Source organism: Streptomyces sp. WM4235, from assembly GCF_001279725.1.
GTDB lineage: Bacteria > Actinomycetota > Actinomycetes > Streptomycetales > Streptomycetaceae > Streptomyces.
In genome coordinates, this window is sequence record NZ_LGDE01000282.1 from 16,639 (window position 1) to 32,854 (window position 16,216).

Genomic DNA, 16,216 nt, shown 5'->3' on the forward strand with positions numbered 1-16,216 from the left:
GGGGGTACAACGCTTCGGCGTCGGCTCCGAAGGGCTCAGGGGCGCGCGTGTGCGGAGGCACGGGTCAGCGCGCGGAAGGCGTGGACGAGGAGTCCCGCCGCGGCGGCGCACTGCACCGCCGGGATCGGGACGAGGGCGAGGGCGAGGGCCCCCGCCACGGGCACGCGGTGGGCGCCGTGCCCGAGCAGCAGCCGGGTGAGGAACAGCAGTGCCGCGAGCGGCAGGGCCGCCGCGAGCGGGGTTCCGGCGAGCGCGGCCGCCCCCGCGGCGGCCGCGACGAAGCCGGTGACGGCCGCGGCCAGCAGGGGCCGGATGCCGTCGGCGAAGTCCTCCAGGGCCCGGCTCCCGGCGAGCCTGCGGCGGGCCCGTGCGGCGAAGCCGGCCCCGATCAGGTAGCCGGGCGCGGCGGCGACCGCGAGGGCGACGCCGAGGGTCGGGCCGTGCCGGTGGACTGCCCAGCCGACGGCGGCCGCCGCGAGCAGGTGGATCAGGCCGGGGAACCGCCCCCCGGCGGTCCGACCGGGCCACACCAGCACGGCGACGACGGCCACCGCCGCGAGTGGTCCGGCGTAGGGGAACCCGGCGGCGGTCGCGGCGAGCGCCAGGGCCCCGGGGAGTAAGGAGTACCCGAAGCCGCGCAGCACGACCGGGGAGGTGTCGACGGCGTCGGGCGGGGTGGGCGGGGCGTCCCCGCGCGGGGTCCGCGCGTACAGCTCCTCGGCGAGCGAGAAGACGTCCCGGTGGCGGAAGCGGGCGGCGGTGCGGTCGGTGATGCCGTGGGCCTCCAGCCCGGCGGCGATCTCCAGGGGGTCGACGGCGCGTTCGCACAGGGCGCGGTGCCGGTGCAGCAGTGCCTTCACCGGATCGCCGGCGGGTCTGCGCCGCGGCGCGACCGGGGTGACGTCCTCGACGCTGGTGCCGGTCATACCGCTGCCTCCGTGTTCGGAACGGGAGCCGACCCCGCGTTCGGCAGGGCGGGCCCGGGGCCGGCCGCGGGCCCCGGAGCCGGCTCGGGTACCGATGCCCAGGTGGGTGTGGTCCAGTGCCCGGGGACGCGCGCCTCGGCCGCTACGGCGAACGGGACCTCTCCGTCGGGCCGGGCGGAGCCCCGGGCGAGGAGCCGCAGGTAGCTCTCCCGGAAGGCCTCGACGTTCTGTTCGACGGTGAACAGCTCCAGGGCGCGGGCCCGGGCGGCGGAGCCGAGCCGCTGGGCCCGCTCGGGGTCCCGCAGCAGCGACAGGCAGGCGTCGGCGAGCGCGCGCGGATTGCGGGGCGGTACGACGAGGCCGGTTCCGCCGATGACCTCGCGGACGGCGCCGACGTCGGTGGAGACGGTGGCCCGGCCGCAGAACATCGCCTCGGCGAGGGTGATGGGGAACCCCTCGATGACGGAGGACAGCACGACGACCCGGCCGGTGCCGTACGCCTCGGCCGAGGAGGGGGCGTCGGGTCCGCCGATCTCCTCGAGGGTGACGGGGTTCTCGCCGACCGCGTGGGCGTCGGCCGCCTCGTCGGGGAAGAGCTGCGCGCCGAGCGAGCGGCAGTCGGCGAGGTAGTCCGGTGCCACGGCCGTGGCGAAGATGCGCAGCCGGGTCCCCGGAGCGACCTTGCGTACCTCCGCGAAGGCGTGCAGCAGGGCGATCAGGTCCTTGGCGGGCTCTATCCGGCCGACCCACACGAGCGTGTCCGGGTCCCCGCACTCCGGGTCCTCCCCGACGGTGGCGAATCGGTCCGCCTCCATCCCGGGGTAGACGGTGCGCATCCGTTCGCGGACGGCCCCGCAGCGTTCCTGCCAGCGGCGGGCGTGGGCGTTGCCGGGGGTCAGGAGGTCGGCCCGGGCGTAGATCTCGGCGGCGAGCCGGGTGTGGAAGGCGGCCAGGAGGGCCCGCACCGCGGGGCGTTCCTCCTCGGAGTGGTCGAGGTAGTGCGCCCGGAGCCGGACCCCGTACTCGGTGACCAGGAGCGGCACCCCGAAGAAGCGTTTGGCCAGCAGTCCGGGGATCGCCGCCACCCCGCCCGCCGTCGCGTGGCAGACGTCGACCCGTCCGAGGTCCTCGTACCAGTCGAGGGACAACGGCCGCAGCGCGCGCTCCAGTTCGTCCACGAACTCCAGCAGGTCCCGCACCTGGGCGCTGCGCACGGTACGGCTCGCGCCCGGCGCCCGGCACGCGGACTCCACCGCCCGCACGGCGGTCTCGGACCGCAGGGCCGCGTACATCCCGCCCTGTTCCCGGGCCAGTTCGGCCAGCCCGTACAGGCCGGCGGCGAAGGGTTCGGCCTCGCCGGCGCAGATGCCTCGGACCAGGTCCTTGAAGCAGGCGGCGAACCGTCGCCGCTCACGCCGGGAGTGCGTGCGCCCGTCGTCGCCGGGGGCCCACAGCGGGGCGGTCCGTACCCGCGTGACCTGGCGCGGGAGGGGCACCTTGCCGCGCTCCTCCTGCTCGGCGCTGCGACTCAGCGCGTACAGCTCGAACTCGTGCCGCGGCAGCCCGCGCACCAGCCGGTCGCACCACAGCCCGGCCTCTCCCGTGGCATACGGATAACCACCTTCCGTGAGCAGTCCGATCCGCACGAGTGGCACCCCCGATCTCCCGTCGCGAGCGGCCTCCGTCGGTCCGGGGACCCGCTGCGGAAGAACTCAAGCGGATATGCGGATGGCGCGACGGACGGTTGTCCGTCGCGCCACCGGAAGGGGTGAAGAGTCGTAACTTTCCCGTACGGTTCGCGTTCGAGCACGCTAGAAAGGGCCTGCGGCCCTTCTGCCGCAGGCCGCGGGGCGCGGGAGCCTGTCTAGGCGTAGGCCTCCTGTCGCGAGGAACGCCGGTCCCCGGCCCGCTCCGGGTCCAGGGCCGGCATGGCCGCCAGCAGCCGGCGGGTGTACGGATCGCGCGGGCGGTCGTAGACCTCGTCGACGGGGCCCTCCTCGACGATCCGCCCGGCCCGCATGACGGCCACCCGGTCGCTCACCTGCCGGACCACCGCCAGGTCGTGGGCGATGAAGACGAGCGCGATGCCGAGTTCCCGTTGGAGTTCCGCCAGCAGGGCGGTGACCTGTGCCTGGGTGGTGACGTCCAGGGCGGAGACGGGTTCGTCGCAGACGATCAGGCGGGGCCGGGGTGCCAGGGCGCGGGCGATGCCGACGCGCTGGCGTTGGCCGCCGCTGAACTCGTGCGGGTAGCGGTCGTGGTGGGCGGCCTCCAGCCCGACGCGTTCCAGCAGTTCCGCGACCCGGGCCCGGATCGCGCCCTCGTCGCGCTCGCCGGCCGCGCGCAGCGGGTCCGCGATGGACTCGCCGATCGAGCGGCGCGGGTTGAGCGAGGACACCGGGTCCTGGAAGACCATCTGGACGCCGTGCGGGATGCCGTCGCGCACGGCCCCGCCGGCCGCCTCCCCGGTGTGCCGGACCTCCCCGGCGCTCGGTTCCAGCAGCCCGACGAGCATCCGGCCGAGGGTGCTCTTGCCGCTGCCGCTCTCCCCGACGATGCCCAGCGTCTCCCCGGCGCGCACGGCCAGTGAGACGCCGTCGACCGCGGTGACGGCGCGCTTGCCCCGGCCGAACTCACGGCGCAGGGCGAAGGCCTCGACGACGGGGGCCGGTTCGTCGGGGGCGGGCCGCAGCCGCGAGGGGCGCGGCGCGTCGAGCCGGGGAACGGCGTCGAGCAGGTCGCGGGTGTACGGGTCGGTGGGCGCGGCCAGCACCCGGCCGACGGGCCCGCGTTCCACGGCCCGCCCGTCGCGCATGACGAGCAGCTCGTCGACGTTCTCGGCGGCCACGCCCACGTCGTGGGTGACGAGCAGCAGTCCCAGGCCCCGTTCCTCGCGCAGTCCGTGGAGCAGGTCGAGGATCTGTGCCTGGACGGTGACGTCGAGGGCGGTGGTCGGTTCGTCGGCGATCAGCAGTCTCGGTTCGCAGGCCAGGGCCATGGCGATGAGGGCGCGCTGGCGCATGCCGCCGCTGAACTCGTGTGGTCGGGCGCGGGAGCGGCGCACGGCGTCGGGGATGCCGACGCGGTCCAGCACCTCGACCGCCCGGGCCCGGGCCGCGCGCCGGGAGGCGTCGGCGTGGACCCGGTAGACCTCGGCGATCTGGTCGCCGATGGCGTAGTACGGGTCGAGGGAGCTCAGCGGGTCCTGGAAGACCATGGCGGCCGTGCCCCCGCGCAGGGCGCGCAGCTGCGGCGCGCCGGCGCCGGCCAGGTCGGTTCCGGCGACCCGGACGGCGCCGGTCACTCGGGTTCCGGTCCCGTGGTGCAGGCCCAACAGGGCCGCGGCCACGGTGGACTTGCCGCTGCCGGACTCGCCGACGATGCCCAGGGCGCCGCCCGCGTCCAGGGTCAGCGAAACCCCGTCCACGGCCCGTAGCCACTCCCCCGGCGCGCCGACCGGGAAGTCGACGACGAGGTCGCGCACCTCCACCAGTGGTTCGCTCATGTCAGGGCCACCCTTCGGTCCGCGACGGCGTACAAGAGGTCGGCGACGGCGCCCGCGACCACGACGGCGGTGCCGATGGCCAGGGTGACGCCCACGACCACGGGCAGGTCCACGACCCGGACCCCGTCGATCAGGGTCTTGCCGAGTCCGGGGATGCCGAACAGCGACTCGGTCAGCACCGCGCCGCCGATCATCGTCCCGAAGTCCACGGCGCTCAGCGCGATCACCGGCGCGACCGCGCCGCGCAGGGCGTGCCGGGTGACGATCTTCCGTTCGCCCACGCCGTAGGCGCGGAAGGTGCGGATGTGGTCCTCGGCGAGCGTCTCCAGGGTGGCGCTGCGCGTCACCCTGGCGTACTTGGCGCTCTCGAAGAAGCCGAGCGTGACCCAGGGCAGCAGCAGGTTCCAGGCCCACTGCTCGGGGTCCTCGCCGAAGGGCACGTAGGTCGGGAAGGGCAGCCAGCGCAGGTACGCGCAGACCACCATGAGCACCAGCAGCCCGAGGATGAAGACGGGCGTCCCGGTGCCGGCGAGCGTGAGGACGGTCAGCACCCGCTCGGTGATCCCGCCGCGCCGCAGGGCGGACAGCAGGCCGGTGCCGACGCCGATGACGAGCCAGATCACGAGCGCGCCGATCGCCAGCGACGCGGTGGCGGGGAGCCGGTCCAGCAACAGTTCGGTGACCTGCCGGTCGTTCTGGTACGAGAATCCGAGGCAGGGCGCGTCGCAGTGCAGGGTCAGCCCGGCGCCGCCGGAGTAGTCCCGGCCGGCCACGAGGCCCTGGAGGAAGTGCAGGTACTGCACGACCACGGAGTCGTTCAGCCCGAGCTGTGCGCGGACCTGGGCGATCTGCGTCGGGTCGCAGCGCTCCCCGCAGGCGAGGCGGGCGGGGTCGCCGGGTGCGACGTAGAAGAGGAGGTACACGGCGATGGACAGGGTGAGCAGCACGAGGAGTGCGCCGCCGGTCCGTTGGAGGACGAAGCGGGTCATGCCTTCCGCTCCTTTCGGCCGGCGCGGGCCCCGGCGCGGGTGCCGACCCGCAGCCGTGAGGCCTCGCGGGGGTCGAGGGCCGTGCGGACGGCGTCACCGAGGACGGTGAAGGCGAGCACGGTGACGAACAGCATCCCGGCGGGCAGCAGGACGTACGTCGGGTCGGCGCGGAACCAGGTCTGGGCGCTGGAGAGCATCTGCCCCCAGGACGGGGTGGGCGGTTTCACGCCGACGCCGAGGAAGGACAGCGAGGCCTCGACCACCATGTTGGTCGGCACGTTGATCGCGGCGAGGGTGATCACGGGTGCGGCCAGTGAGGGCAGGAGTTCGCGGCGGGCGATCCGCAGGGTGCCGTTGCCGGACAGGCGGGCGGCGGCGACGAAGTCCAGCTCGCGCAGGGCCAGGGTCTGGGCGCGCACCATCCGGGCGGTGCCGCCCCAGCCGAGGAGTCCGATGACGAGGATCAGCAGCAGGGGCCGGGGGAAGTCCGGCGGGACCACGGCGGTCAGCGCGACGCCGAGCACCAGCATGGGCAGGGCGATCATGACGTCGGTGGTCCGGCCGATCAGGGTGGCGACGGCGCGGTTGCCGAGGGCGGCGGTCAGTCCGGCCGCGATGCCGACGGTGACCTGGACGGCGGTGGCCCCGAGGGCGACGAGCAGCGAGATCCGGGCTCCGTGCAGGAGCCGGGTGAACAGGTCCCGGCCGGTGCCCGGTTCGACTCCGAGCCAGTGGTCGGCGGAGATCCCGCCGAGGGAACCGAGGGGGACTCCGCCGCGCGCCGAGTCGACGAGGTCGTCGTGGTAGGCGTTGGGGTCCTGGCCGGCGAGCTGTGCGAGCAGGGGTGCGGCGAGGGCGAGCAGGACGAGGAGGGCGAGTACGGCGGCGGACGCGACGGCCGAGGGCCGTGTGCGCAGTCGCCGCCAGACCTGCCGCGCGGCGCCCGCGCCCGGGGCGAGTGCCCCGGGCGCGGGCGCCGACCGGTCGGCGAGGAGCGTCACTTGACCGATACCTGCGAGATGTCGAGGACGCCGGTCCAGTCGCTGATGACGACGTTCTTGACGTTCTTGCCGACGAGCCGCTTGTAGACGGGGTGGAACAGCGGCACGTCCAGGGCCTGCTCGCCGATCTTCCGGTCGAGGGCGCCCCAGCGCTTGCCGGCGGCCTCCAGGTCGGTGAGCTTGGCGATCTCGTCGATCTCGGCGTTCACGGCGGGATCATCGAGCTGCGCGTGGTTGTAGTTGGAGCCGTTGGTGACGATCTGCCGGCCGTCGAAGATCGGCGCGAGGAAGGGGGCGCCGGAGGGCCAGTCGGCGCCCCAGCGGGAGATGAAGAAGCCGGGGGTGTTCTTGGCGTCCCAGCGCTTCTCGTTGAAGGCGTTGTTCTCCAGGCCCTCCAGCTTGACCCTGATCCCGGCGGCGGCGAGCGCCTGCTGTACGGCGGTGGCGACCTCGGGGCTGGTCTGCCGGTTCTGCTGGGTGGAGTGGGTCAGCGTGACGTCGACCCCGTCGGGGAAGCCGGCCTCCTTCAGCAGTTCCCTGGCCTTGGCCGGGTCGCCGGTCTTGCCCGCGGGGAAGTGGTCGTACCTGGTGAAGCCGAAGGCCTTCTGCTCGGGGAGGAAGGTGGTCGCCGGCTCGGCGAGCGCGGAGCCGCCCGCCGCGTTGATCACGCTGGTGCGGTTGATCGCGTACGAGATGGCCTGGCGGACCTTCGGGTTGTCGAAGGGGGCCACCTTGGGGTTGAAAGCCAGGTAGTTGATGTAGCCGAAGTGGCCGGTGCCGACGCGGGCGGCGAGTTCCTTGTTGTCGCCGATCTGGGCGAGTTCGGCGGGCCCGAGGTTGGTGTCGGTGGTGACGGCCGTGGCGTCGGCGCCGGAGCTGGTGGTCAGGCGCTGGTTGATGACGGCGGCGTCGAGGCCGGAGCGGACGTCGATCTTGTCCGGGTAGGCCTTGCGCTCCTCGTCGGTCTTCTCGTCCCAGTGCGGGTTGCGGTCCAGGACGAGGTGTTCGCCGTCGTTGTCGTTCTTGACGACCTTGTACGGGCCGGAGGAGATCGGGTGCTGTTCGTACGCGGCGCCGGTGTCCTTGGCCTTGGGTACCGGCGCGAACTGGGTCTGGGTGGCGAGGAAGGGGAACTCCCCCTCGGGCTTGCGCAGCTTGAAGGTGATCGTCTTCGCGTCGGGCACGACGATGGAGTCGAGGCCCTTGCCGCCGTCCTTGTAGGGGCCCTGGTACGCCTCGCCGCCGACCAGCCAGTCCCGCAGGTAGGGGGCGCCGCCGGACAGCTCGGCGGCGAAGGACCGCTCGATGCCGTACTTGATGTCGGCGGTGGTGATCGGGGTGCCGTCCTCGTACTTCAGCCCGCCCTTGAGGGTGTACGTCCACTCGGTGGCGTCGGCGTTCGGCTTGCCGAGGTCGGTGGCCAGGTCGGGCACGACCTTGGCGCCGGCCGCGCCGTCCTCGCGGTTGCGGGTGGTGAGGGTCCGGAACACCAGCGAAGGAACGTTTCCGCCGCCGGAGGTGTAGAGCCGCGCCGGATCGAAGTCGCTCTGTGGGTCGGCGTTGAGGACGGAGAGGGTGCCGCCCTTGGCGGGGGCGCTCCCGGTGGCGCCGGCCTTGTCGCCGGGGCCGGCCTGGTCCGCCGCGTCCTTGGGCCCGCAGGCGGCGGCGCCCCCGGCCAGTACGAGGCTGACGGCGACCGCGGCCACGCGGCGCGATGTGTGGGACTGACGGAGCATGGGAGAAGGGACCTCTCGGCGTGATGCGAAACGGGGAGGAATGCCACGCGAGGGGCAGCCGCCCGAGATCACACCGGCGGACGTCCCGACAGCGGGAGGTCCCGGCGCGAGTGATCGCACCGATCCGGGGTCATGTCGAAAAAAGGGCCGCGCCTGCGGGCGGATGCACCCGGGCGCGGCGAAGAACGGTGAAGGGCGTCGCGCGCTCAGGCAGGCGTCAGCGACAGAAGATGTCGGCCACGCTGTGCGCGGCCACACCGAGGAGCGCCAGCTCTATGGCGGCGCTCGCGGCGGTGGTGTGGCGGTGCGACATGCGGAGAACAATTACCGACCATCGGACGGCTTGTCAACGCCGGAAATCAACTCCCGGGAAAGACCCACTGGTTGGGCTTGCACTGGATGTTGTCGATGTTGAGCGACTTGGTCTGCTGCTGCATGATCGGCGCGAGCTCGCCCGGCGTCCGGCAGTTCACGTGCCCGTGACCGAGCCGGTGCCCGACCTCGTGGTTGATGAGCATCTGCCGGTACGCGAACATCTGGCCGGCGCCGTAGGTGGGCGAGCCCTGCGCCCAGCGGAAGGCGTTGATCATCACGCGCTCGGTGGAGGCGGAGTCGCAGGACACGTTGTCGACCGTGGTGTCCAGACCCGACTTCGCGCACCACACGCCGGTGGTGCCCGGGCTGGCCAGGGTGATCACGAAGTCGGCCTCGCCGCCCGGCACCCGCTCGAACGTCATCGCACCGTTGTGGCCCCAGCTCCGCGGATCGTTGAGGGTGCGGTGCACCGCCTCCGCGAAGAGCTGGGCGTCCAGCCCCAGCTTCTGCTCCACGTCCACCCGGTAGCGCACGAGCTTGCCCTTGCCGGGCGCCTTGGCCACGCCCGGCACGGTGTCGAAGGCGCCCGGGCCGGCCAGCTTCGCGTCGATCGGCAGTTGCAACGCCATCTTCTGGTCGTACGTCAGCTCCACCGGCGCCGGCGCCGGCGCGTCGGGCTTGAGGCGGTCGTCCGAGCGGGAGGCCGGCGACTGCCCGGGAACGGCGCGGCCCTGACTGTCCTCGGGGCCCGCCTGCGACTTGCCCTTGCCCGCCTCGCCCTCGGCGAGCACCTGTGTGGCCACCACGACGGCCAGCACGGCCGTGACGGCCGCCGCGGCCACCCCGGTGTAGGCACGGATCTTCCTGCCGCGACCGGCGGCCGGCTTCTCGGGGGTGTCGCCGCCCGCTTCGGGGGCGGCCTCGGGCGTCCGGGGACCGGGAATCAGCCCCTGCGCGCCGGTGGCGACACGAGCCTCGCCGGGATCGGCGGCCGGCGACGCCGCGGCCGGCGCGACGGTGACCTTCGGGAAGCCGACGGCGGGGGTGCCGAAGGCCGGGGTGTCGCTGTTCCGGGCCGGCGGGGCCGCGGTCCGGGCCCGCGGGACGCCCGGCCGGTCCACGAACACGGAGCCGGTGTCGGTGAAGGCGCTCGCGCCCCACGCTCCACCGGGCTCGCGCTGCTCGGGATGTCCGGCGGGCCGCGCCCGGGGCGCCTGCGGGGCGGGGGACGCGAATCCCCGGTGCGTGACCGTGGGTTCGGGTACCCGACGGCCAGCCGGGCCGGCGCCGGCCTGCGGGACGTACGGCGGCGGCGCCCGGCGGGGCGCGGGCGCCTCGTACTCCCCGAAGGCCCCCGGCTCGTCGAGGAGCGCCGGGGCCTCGGCGATCTGAGGTCCCGAGTCCCCGAAGACCCCGGGCGGATCGAACGCCTCGAAGGGCGTGGGCTCCGCGGGCGGCGCGAGCCGCTCCGGGACGGAGTCCTTGCGACTATGTCGTCCCACGCGCCTCAGCCTCTACCATCTTCTTCGGTGTGTGTCAGTTCTTGTGTGTCTTGCAACAACTCCCGGAAAGCGGCCGCGACCACCTCGGGGTACTCCATCATCGCCACGTGACCGGCCTCCGGCAGACACACCAGCCGCGAGCCCCGGAAAGCGGCGGCGGCCTTGCGCGCCATTCGGTACGAGACCAACTGGTCCCGGCCACCGTAGACCAACAAGGTCGGCGCGAGCACCCGTTGGGCCTGACGCCACAGCCCGTGCTGCCCGCCGAGGGTGTAGGCGTCGACGATCCCGCGCGACGAACGGGTCATCGCCTCCCAGAAGTACGGCAGCGCCATGCGGCGCGCCATCTCCTCGACGGCCGCCTCGAAACCCTCCGGTGTCACCCGTGTGGGGTCGCCGTAACAGAGGCCCGTCACCCCCCGGGTGCGCTGCTCGGCGCTCAACCCCTTGGTGAGGCGCAGCAGCAGGGGCGCCATGCCCGGCGCGGCCAGCAGGGCGGTCGGCACCGCCGAGCGCTGCACGCGCAGTTCGGGGAGCGCGGGCGAGACGAGGGTCAGGCTGCGCACCAGGTCGGGGCGGGCGGCGGCGACCCGGGTGGAGACGGCTCCGCCGAGCGAGTTGCCGAACAGGTGCACCGGTCCGCGGCCGGCCGCGTCGAGGTGTCGGATGACCGCGCGGGCGAAACCGGTGATCGAGTAGTCCCGGTTCGCGGGGGGTGGGGACCAGCCGAAGCCGGGCAGGTCGACGGCCTCGCCGTCCACTTCGTCGGCCAGACGCTCCATCAGCGCCGACCAGTTCTGCGAGGATCCGCCGAGCCCGTGCACGAACAGCGCGGGCGGCAACCCCTCCTTCGAGGAGGGCCGGAATCGCACGTTCAGCTCCAGTCCGGGGAGCCGTTCCGTGCGCAGACGCTCTCCCTCGGCCACCCGGACGTCTCCCACCTGGGAGGACGCCTCGGCGGTGGACCGCACACCCGGCAGCTCGGTCGAAGACATGGGCCAATGTTACGAGACGATCACGCTCGACCCCTTGTGTCGGCGGTCACAGGACCACCTGGCGTCGCGGTCGCGATCCTCCTAGGCTCGTAGGTACCAGCGAAGGCGAGGGGAGCGCGATGACTGTCGACCCAGCCGAACCGGACACCTTCCGGGAGCGGCTCCGGGAGGACCTCGACCCGGAGACGCCCGAGGCGGATGCCGCGGAGCAGCACATCGAACTCCAGCCCGTCGAAGACGACCCGCTCACGGGGGCCGACCTCGACGAGGCGACCGACGGGGACGCCGCCGAGCAGGCCCGCGTGGTCCCCCTGGACGAGGACGACTACCGCTGACCGCCGCGGAAAGGCGCTGACCAGCGGGTCAGGGTGGTCCGTACCGCGAGAAAACTCGGCTTGAACCCACCAGATCCGGTTACCGAAAAGTACGATGGCGGCGCGGCGCAGAGCGCACTGTGTTCTTAGAGAAAGTGGGAGGCGGCGTGACAGCCATCGAGCAGACGGAGGCAGCGCGTCCCCGGGGCACGCGACTGCCGCGCCGAGCCCGGCGCAACCAGCTCCTGGGCGCGGCCCAGGAGGTCTTCGTCGCGCAGGGTTACCACGCCGCGGCGATGGACGACATCGCGGAGCGCGCCGGGGTCAGCAAGCCGGTGCTCTACCAGCACTTTCCCGGGAAGCTCGACCTCTACCTGGCGCTGCTGGACCAGCACTGCGAGTCGCTGTTGTCGGCGGTCCGCACGGCGCTCGCCTCGACCACGGACAACAAGCTGCGCGTGGCCGCGACGATGGACGCGTACTTCGCGTACGTCCAGGACGAGGGCGGCGCCTTCCGTCTGGTCTTCGAGTCGGACCTGACGAACGAGCCCGCCGTGCGCGAGCGCGTCGACCGCGTGTCGCTCCAGTGCGCGGAGGCCATCTCGGAGGTCATCGCGGAGGACACCGGCCTGTCCAAGGACGAGTCGATGTTGCTGGCCGTGGGCCTGGGCGGCGTCTCGCAGGTCGTGGCCCGGTACTGGCTGTCGAGCGAGAGCCCGGTCGCCCGGGACACCGCGGTCGGCCTGCTGACCTCGCTCGCCTGGCGCGGCATCGCGGGCTTCCCGCTGCACGGCACGGAGGGCTGACCCGCACCGCCGTGGCGGTGCGCCGCTGTTCGCTGCGAGCGTGTCCGCCACGGGCCGATCGTGTCCCCTCTCCGGGCTAATGTGGACCGGGTACGGCGCGGCTGATCGCGCGAACCGGATCGTCGGAGGGACAAAGCCGTGGAGGTCAAGATCGGCGTGCAGCACGCACCCCGGGAGATCGTGCTGGAGAGCGACCTGAGCGCGGAGGAGCTGGAGGGCGTCGTGGCCGCCGCTCTGTCCGGCACTGCGCCGCTGCTGAGCCTCACCGACATCAAGGGCCGCAAGGTCCTGGTGCCGTCCGACCGCCTGGCGTACGTGGACCTGGGTGAGCCGAGTGCGCGCAAGGTTGGCTTCGGAGCGCTCTGAGGCACGGAGAACTGAACCTCCCTCAAAGGAGGAAAACGACCCGGCGGTTGATTTCGCCGGGTCGTTTCTCTTTGTTCCGCTTCGGGTAGGAGCGCTGTACTGCAACCCGAATACGCCCTGACGTACGGAAAGGGACCTCATGCTGCTGATGGAAGCGCTCGGCTCCGCTCTGTTGGGCCTCGCCCTGTCCGGGGCCGCCGTGCGCAGATTCGCGAAGCGGCTGCCGTCACCGAGGGTGGTCCTGGTCAGCGGGGTCGTGGGAGCGCTGTTCGGCGCCTACCTCACGCACATGTCGCTCGGACCGGGTCACAACACCCTGGTGGCGACCCTGATCGGCGGGACCCTGGTGTCGGCGGTCGTGCTCTCGCTCCTGCTGCGCCCCGGCTCGGGCTCCGGTCGGACGCACCGACGCCCTCCCTTTTCGCTCCCCTCCCGGGGCTGAAGGGGACGACGGCCGTCCGCCCCCGCCCGTCCCCTGACACGGGTCGGCCCCGGCTCGGAGTGTCTCCGTGCCGGGGCCGCCGCGTGTCCGCGTGGGCTCGATGCCCGCGTGGGGCTCAGGCCGCGAGGCCGAGGGCCGCCATCCGCTTGGTGTGCGCCTTGGTGATGCGGGTGAACATCTCGCCCACGGCCGCCAGGTCGAATCCGGCCGCCATCCCGTCGACGCCGCCGACCAGCATCGTGGAGAGCGCGTCGCGTTCCGCGACCACGCGCTGGGCCTGCGAGAGCGCCTCGCCCATCAGCCGGCGGGCCCACAGGGCGAGCCGTCCGCCGCAGCGGGGGTCGGCCTCGATCGCCGCGCGCACCTTCTCGACGGCGAAACCGCCGTGGCCCGTGTCGTCGAGCACACCGACGACGAGGGCGCGGGTGTCGGTGTCGAGGTGGGTGGCCACCTCGCGGTAGAAGTCGCTGGCGATGGAGTCGCCGACGTACGCCTTGACCAGGCCTTCCAGCCAGTCGGAGGGGGCGGTCTGGCGGTGGAAGTCGTCGACGCCCTTCGCGAAGGGCTCCATCGCCGCGGTGGGGTCGACGTCGATCGCCGCGAGCCGGTCGCGCAGCCGCTCGAAGTGGTGGAACTCGGCGGAGGCCATCTTCGCGAGCTCGGCCTTGTCGCCGAGGGTGGGCGCGAGCTTCGCGTCCTCGGCGAGGCGCTCGAACGCGGCGAGCTCTCCGTACGCCAGTGCGCCGAGGAGGTCCTCGACGGCGGCCCGGTACTGCGGCGAGGCGGAGGCCGTCGCCCAGTCCTGGGCGGCGATTCCGAGCGCCTCGACGGGCGTGCTGTCGTCGGCGGGAGATGCGTTTTCTACGGTCGACATGCTCCGCACAATAGCCCGCCTAAAGCCCGGTCAAGGCACGACCTATGGCCATCGACACTCCGCTTAAACGCGACTACCAGGTGAATTCACCCAACACACCTGCGCGAATCCGGGGTACAGTGGTAATGCGCCTGCCGAATCTCGGCGGGCCGTCCGAATGAGGATGCCCGGTCGGTGGCCCGATCGGCTCCAACCCGACCGCCCTCGATGTGGTGTGTGCGCTCATGCGTACCGCCCTGCACGAGGGGCCCCCTCAGCGGCAGAAGCGCTTGAGCGAAGGCTAGTGGTCCCGCGCAGCTTTGTACGTACGTCGTAGTACTGCAAGCCCGGCACGGTACGACCCCCATCGCCGCCTCGCGCCGCGTCTCACAGAAGAGGCAGCACCCTGACTACGTTCCGAGACCTCGGGATCTTTCCCGAGACGGCCGAGGCCCTTGAGGCCGTCGGCATCGTGTCCCCCTTCCCGATCCAGGAGATGACCCTTCCCGTCGCCCTTTCCGGCACGGACGTCATCGGCCAGGCGAAGACCGGTACCGGCAAGACGCTCGGTTTCGGCCTGCCGCTGCTGGAGCGGGTCGTCGTCCCCGCGGACGTCGAGGCCGGCCGGGCGACGCCCGCGCAGCTCACCGACGCCCCCCAGGCCCTCGTGGTGGTTCCGACCCGCGAGCTGTGCACCCAGGTCACCAACGACCTCCTGACCGCGGGCAAGGTCCGCAACGTGCGCGTCCTCGCCATATACGGCGGCCGCGCGTACGAGCCCCAGGTCGAGGCGCTCAAGAAGGGCGTCGACGTGATCGTCGGCACCCCGGGCCGCCTGCTGGACCTGGCCGGGCAGAAGAAGCTCGACCTCTCCCACGTCAAGGCCCTCGTTCTCGACGAGGCCGACGAGATGCTCGACCTGGGCTTCCTGCCCGACGTCGAGAGGATCATCAACTACCTGCCGCCGAAGCGTCAGACCATGCTGTTCTCGGCGACCATGCCGGGCGCGGTCATCGGACTGGCCCGCCGGTACATGACGCAGCCGACGCACATCCGCGCCACCTCCCCCGAGGGCGAGGGCGTGACCGTCGCCAACATCAAGCAGCACGTCTTCCGTGCGCACAACATGGACAAGCCGGAGCTCGTCTCCCGCATCCTGCAGGCCGAGGGCCGTGGCCTGGCCATGATCTTCTGCCGTACGAAGCGCACGGCGGCCGACATCGCCGAGCAGCTGGAGAAGCGCGGATTCGCGTCCGGCGCCGTCCACGGCGACCTGGGCCAGGGTGCGCGCGAGCAGGCCCTGCGCGCGTTCCGCAACGGCAAGGTCGACGTGCTCGTCTGCACCGACGTCGCCGCGCGCGGCATCGACGTCGAGGGCGTGACGCACGTCATCAACTACCAGGCGCCGGAGGACGAGAAGACCTTCCTGCACCGTGTGGGCCGCACCGGCCGCGCGGGCAACAAGGGCATCGCCGTCACGCTGGTCGACTGGGACGACATCCCGCGCTGGCAGCTGATCAACAAGGCGCTGGAGCTGGACTTCCACGACCCGGTCGAGACGTACTCCACGTCTGCGCACCTGTTCGAGGAGATGAACATCCCGGCCGGGACCAAGGGCACCCTGCCGCGCGCCGAGCGCGTGCGGGCCGGCCTGAAGGCCGAGAACCTCGAGGACCTGGGCGAGACCGGTGGCCGCGGTGGCCGTGGCGGTCGCGGCGCTGCTGCCGCCGCCGCCCCGGTGGCCGAGGAGCGTCCCGCCCGGACCCGCACCCCGCGTCAGCGTCGTCGGACCCGCGGTGGCAGCGAGCAGGCCGCCGAGGCCGTGGCCGTGGCCACCGCGGTGGCCGCCGTGACCCCGGTCGCCGAGGCGCCCGAGGCCCCGGCCGTCGACGAGCCGCGCAGGCCGCGTCGTCGCCGGACCCGCGCGTCGGCCCCGGCCTCCGTGGTCGAGTCCGCCGTGGTGGCCGCCCCGGTCGAGGCGCCGGCCCCGGAGCCCGACTTCCAGATGGCCCCGCTCGTGGAGCCCCCGGTCAAGGCGCGCCGCACCCGGCCGCGCAAGGTCGCGGCGGCCCCGGTCGTCGCCGAGGCCGTGGCCATCGCCGCCCAGGCCGCCGCCGTCGAGGCTCCGGTGGTCGTGGCCACCGCGGTCGAGGAGGCCCCGGTCAAGGTGCGCCGGACCCGCACTCGCAAGGTGGCGGAGCCCGCTCCGGTCGCCGAGGTCGTCGTCGAGGCCGAGGAGGCCCCGGTGAAGCCGAAGCGCACCCGTGCCCGCAAGGCCACCGCGGTCGCCCCGGACGCCTCGGACGCCGTGGTCGACGCCGAGGAGGCGCCGGTCAAGCCGAAGCGCACGCGTACCCGCAAGGCCGTGGCGCAGACCCCCGAGGCCTGAGCCACCCGCCGTACGAGGACGGCCCCGACCCCCTTCGAGGGGGTCGGGGCCGTCCTCGTCTCCGGGCGTACGGGCCG

At 73.0% G+C, this 16,216-nt stretch carries 15 protein-coding genes; 5 read left to right on the forward strand and 10 right to left on the reverse strand.

Annotated features, from left to right (window positions below):
- Nucleotides 1-35: 35 nt before the first annotated feature.
- The 9 genes from ADK55_RS39880 to ADK55_RS19470 all read right to left on the reverse strand — a co-directional run bounded on the left by ADK55_RS39880 (nt 36) and on the right by ADK55_RS19470 (nt 10,969).
- The gene (locus tag ADK55_RS39880) at nt 36-926 is read right to left on the reverse strand and encodes a hypothetical protein (protein WP_053680432.1); all 891 of its coding nucleotides are present in this window, start codon (nt 924-926) and stop codon (nt 36-38) included.
- Nucleotides 923-2,572: a DUF3492 domain-containing protein gene (locus ADK55_RS19440; RefSeq protein ID WP_053680507.1), complete on the reverse strand. Its 1,650-nt coding sequence runs from the start codon at nt 2,570-2,572 to the stop codon at nt 923-925. The genes ADK55_RS39880 and ADK55_RS19440 overlap by 4 nt, the downstream gene beginning before the upstream one ends.
- Before the next feature lie 218 nt (nt 2,573-2,790).
- Entirely contained in the window at nt 2,791-4,431 is a 1,641-nt protein-coding gene (locus tag ADK55_RS19445) for a dipeptide ABC transporter ATP-binding protein (protein ID WP_053680434.1), read from the reverse strand.
- Complete coding sequence (locus tag ADK55_RS19450) at nt 4,428-5,420, reverse strand: ABC transporter permease (protein ID WP_053680436.1); 993 nt, start codon at nt 5,418-5,420, stop codon at nt 4,428-4,430. Before ADK55_RS19450 ends, ADK55_RS19445 begins: the two co-directional genes overlap by 4 nt.
- On the reverse strand, nt 5,417-6,421 hold the full coding sequence (locus tag ADK55_RS19455) for an ABC transporter permease (RefSeq protein ID WP_078999145.1): 1,005 nt from the start codon (nt 6,419-6,421) through the stop codon (nt 5,417-5,419). Before ADK55_RS19455 ends, ADK55_RS19450 begins: the two co-directional genes overlap by 4 nt.
- Nucleotides 6,418-8,157 (reverse strand): ABC transporter substrate-binding protein, encoded by a 1,740-nt coding sequence (locus tag ADK55_RS19460; protein ID WP_053680438.1) that lies wholly within the window; start codon nt 8,155-8,157, stop codon nt 6,418-6,420. Before ADK55_RS19460 ends, ADK55_RS19455 begins: the two co-directional genes overlap by 4 nt.
- 217 nt (nt 8,158-8,374) lie before the next feature.
- Entirely contained in the window at nt 8,375-8,470 is a 96-nt protein-coding gene (locus tag ADK55_RS40750; RefSeq protein ID WP_323178900.1) for an Ms4533A family Cys-rich leader peptide, read from the reverse strand.
- Between the two features lie 46 nt (nt 8,471-8,516).
- The gene (locus tag ADK55_RS37805; protein WP_107089237.1) at nt 8,517-9,974 is read right to left on the reverse strand and encodes a DUF3152 domain-containing protein; all 1,458 of its coding nucleotides are present in this window, start codon (nt 9,972-9,974) and stop codon (nt 8,517-8,519) included.
- 5 nt (nt 9,975-9,979) lie between these two features.
- Nucleotides 9,980-10,969 carry an alpha/beta fold hydrolase gene (locus ADK55_RS19470; RefSeq protein WP_053680439.1) on the reverse strand — a complete coding sequence of 330 codons (990 nt, stop codon included), beginning with the start codon at nt 10,967-10,969 and terminating at the stop codon, nt 9,980-9,982.
- 119 nt (nt 10,970-11,088) lie between these two features.
- On the opposite strand from ADK55_RS19470, the gene ADK55_RS19475 reads away from it, so the two are divergent.
- The 4 genes from ADK55_RS19475 to ADK55_RS19490 all read left to right on the forward strand — a co-directional run bounded on the left by ADK55_RS19475 (nt 11,089) and on the right by ADK55_RS19490 (nt 12,897).
- Nucleotides 11,089-11,304, forward strand: a complete 216-nt coding sequence (locus tag ADK55_RS19475) for a hypothetical protein (RefSeq protein ID WP_053680441.1) — start codon at nt 11,089-11,091, stop codon at nt 11,302-11,304.
- A gap of 146 nt (nt 11,305-11,450) precedes the next feature.
- Nucleotides 11,451-12,089, forward strand: coding sequence for a TetR/AcrR family transcriptional regulator (locus ADK55_RS19480; protein ID WP_053680443.1), 639 nt, complete (start codon nt 11,451-11,453; stop codon nt 12,087-12,089).
- A gap of 138 nt (nt 12,090-12,227) precedes the next feature.
- Nucleotides 12,228-12,455 (forward strand): DUF3107 domain-containing protein, encoded by a 228-nt coding sequence (locus tag ADK55_RS19485; protein ID WP_053680445.1) that lies wholly within the window; start codon nt 12,228-12,230, stop codon nt 12,453-12,455.
- 139 nt (nt 12,456-12,594) lie between these two features.
- Entirely contained in the window at nt 12,595-12,897 is a 303-nt protein-coding gene (locus tag ADK55_RS19490) for a hypothetical protein (protein WP_199826568.1), read from the forward strand.
- Between the two features lie 115 nt (nt 12,898-13,012).
- Here ADK55_RS19490 and ADK55_RS19495 read toward each other — a convergent pair whose 3' ends face one another.
- A complete protein-coding gene (locus ADK55_RS19495; protein WP_053680447.1) occupies nt 13,013-13,771 on the reverse strand; it encodes a ferritin-like fold-containing protein in 759 nt (252 codons plus the stop codon).
- Nucleotides 13,772-14,222: 451 nt separating this feature from the next.
- On the opposite strand from ADK55_RS19495, the gene ADK55_RS19500 reads away from it, so the two are divergent.
- Nucleotides 14,223-16,139, forward strand: a complete 1,917-nt coding sequence (locus tag ADK55_RS19500) for a DEAD/DEAH box helicase (RefSeq protein ID WP_234350148.1) — start codon at nt 14,223-14,225, stop codon at nt 16,137-16,139.
- Nucleotides 16,140-16,216: the final 77 nt, after the last annotated feature.

Bases quoted from the DNA above. Each gene is read 5' to 3' on its own strand.
- ADK55_RS19490 (WP_199826568.1), top strand. From the start codon at position 12,595: ATGCTGCTGATGGAAGCGCTCGGCTCCGCTCTGTTGGGCCTCGCCCTG.
- ADK55_RS19450 (WP_053680436.1), bottom strand. From the start codon at position 5,420: ATGACCCGCTTCGTCCTCCAACGGACCGGCGGCGCACTCCTCGTGCTG.
- ADK55_RS40750 (WP_323178900.1), bottom strand. From the start codon at position 8,470: ATGTCGCACCGCCACACCACCGCCGCGAGCGCCGCCATAGAGCTGGCG.
- ADK55_RS19470 (WP_053680439.1), bottom strand. From the start codon at position 10,969: ATGTCTTCGACCGAGCTGCCGGGTGTGCGGTCCACCGCCGAGGCGTCC.
- ADK55_RS19495 (WP_053680447.1), bottom strand. From the start codon at position 13,771: ATGTCGACCGTAGAAAACGCATCTCCCGCCGACGACAGCACGCCCGTC.
- ADK55_RS19475 (WP_053680441.1), top strand. From the start codon at position 11,089: ATGACTGTCGACCCAGCCGAACCGGACACCTTCCGGGAGCGGCTCCGG.
- ADK55_RS39880 (WP_053680432.1), bottom strand. From the start codon at position 926: ATGACCGGCACCAGCGTCGAGGACGTCACCCCGGTCGCGCCGCGGCGC.
- ADK55_RS19460 (WP_053680438.1), bottom strand. From the start codon at position 8,157: ATGCTCCGTCAGTCCCACACATCGCGCCGCGTGGCCGCGGTCGCCGTC.
- ADK55_RS19445 (WP_053680434.1), bottom strand. From the start codon at position 4,431: ATGAGCGAACCACTGGTGGAGGTGCGCGACCTCGTCGTCGACTTCCCG.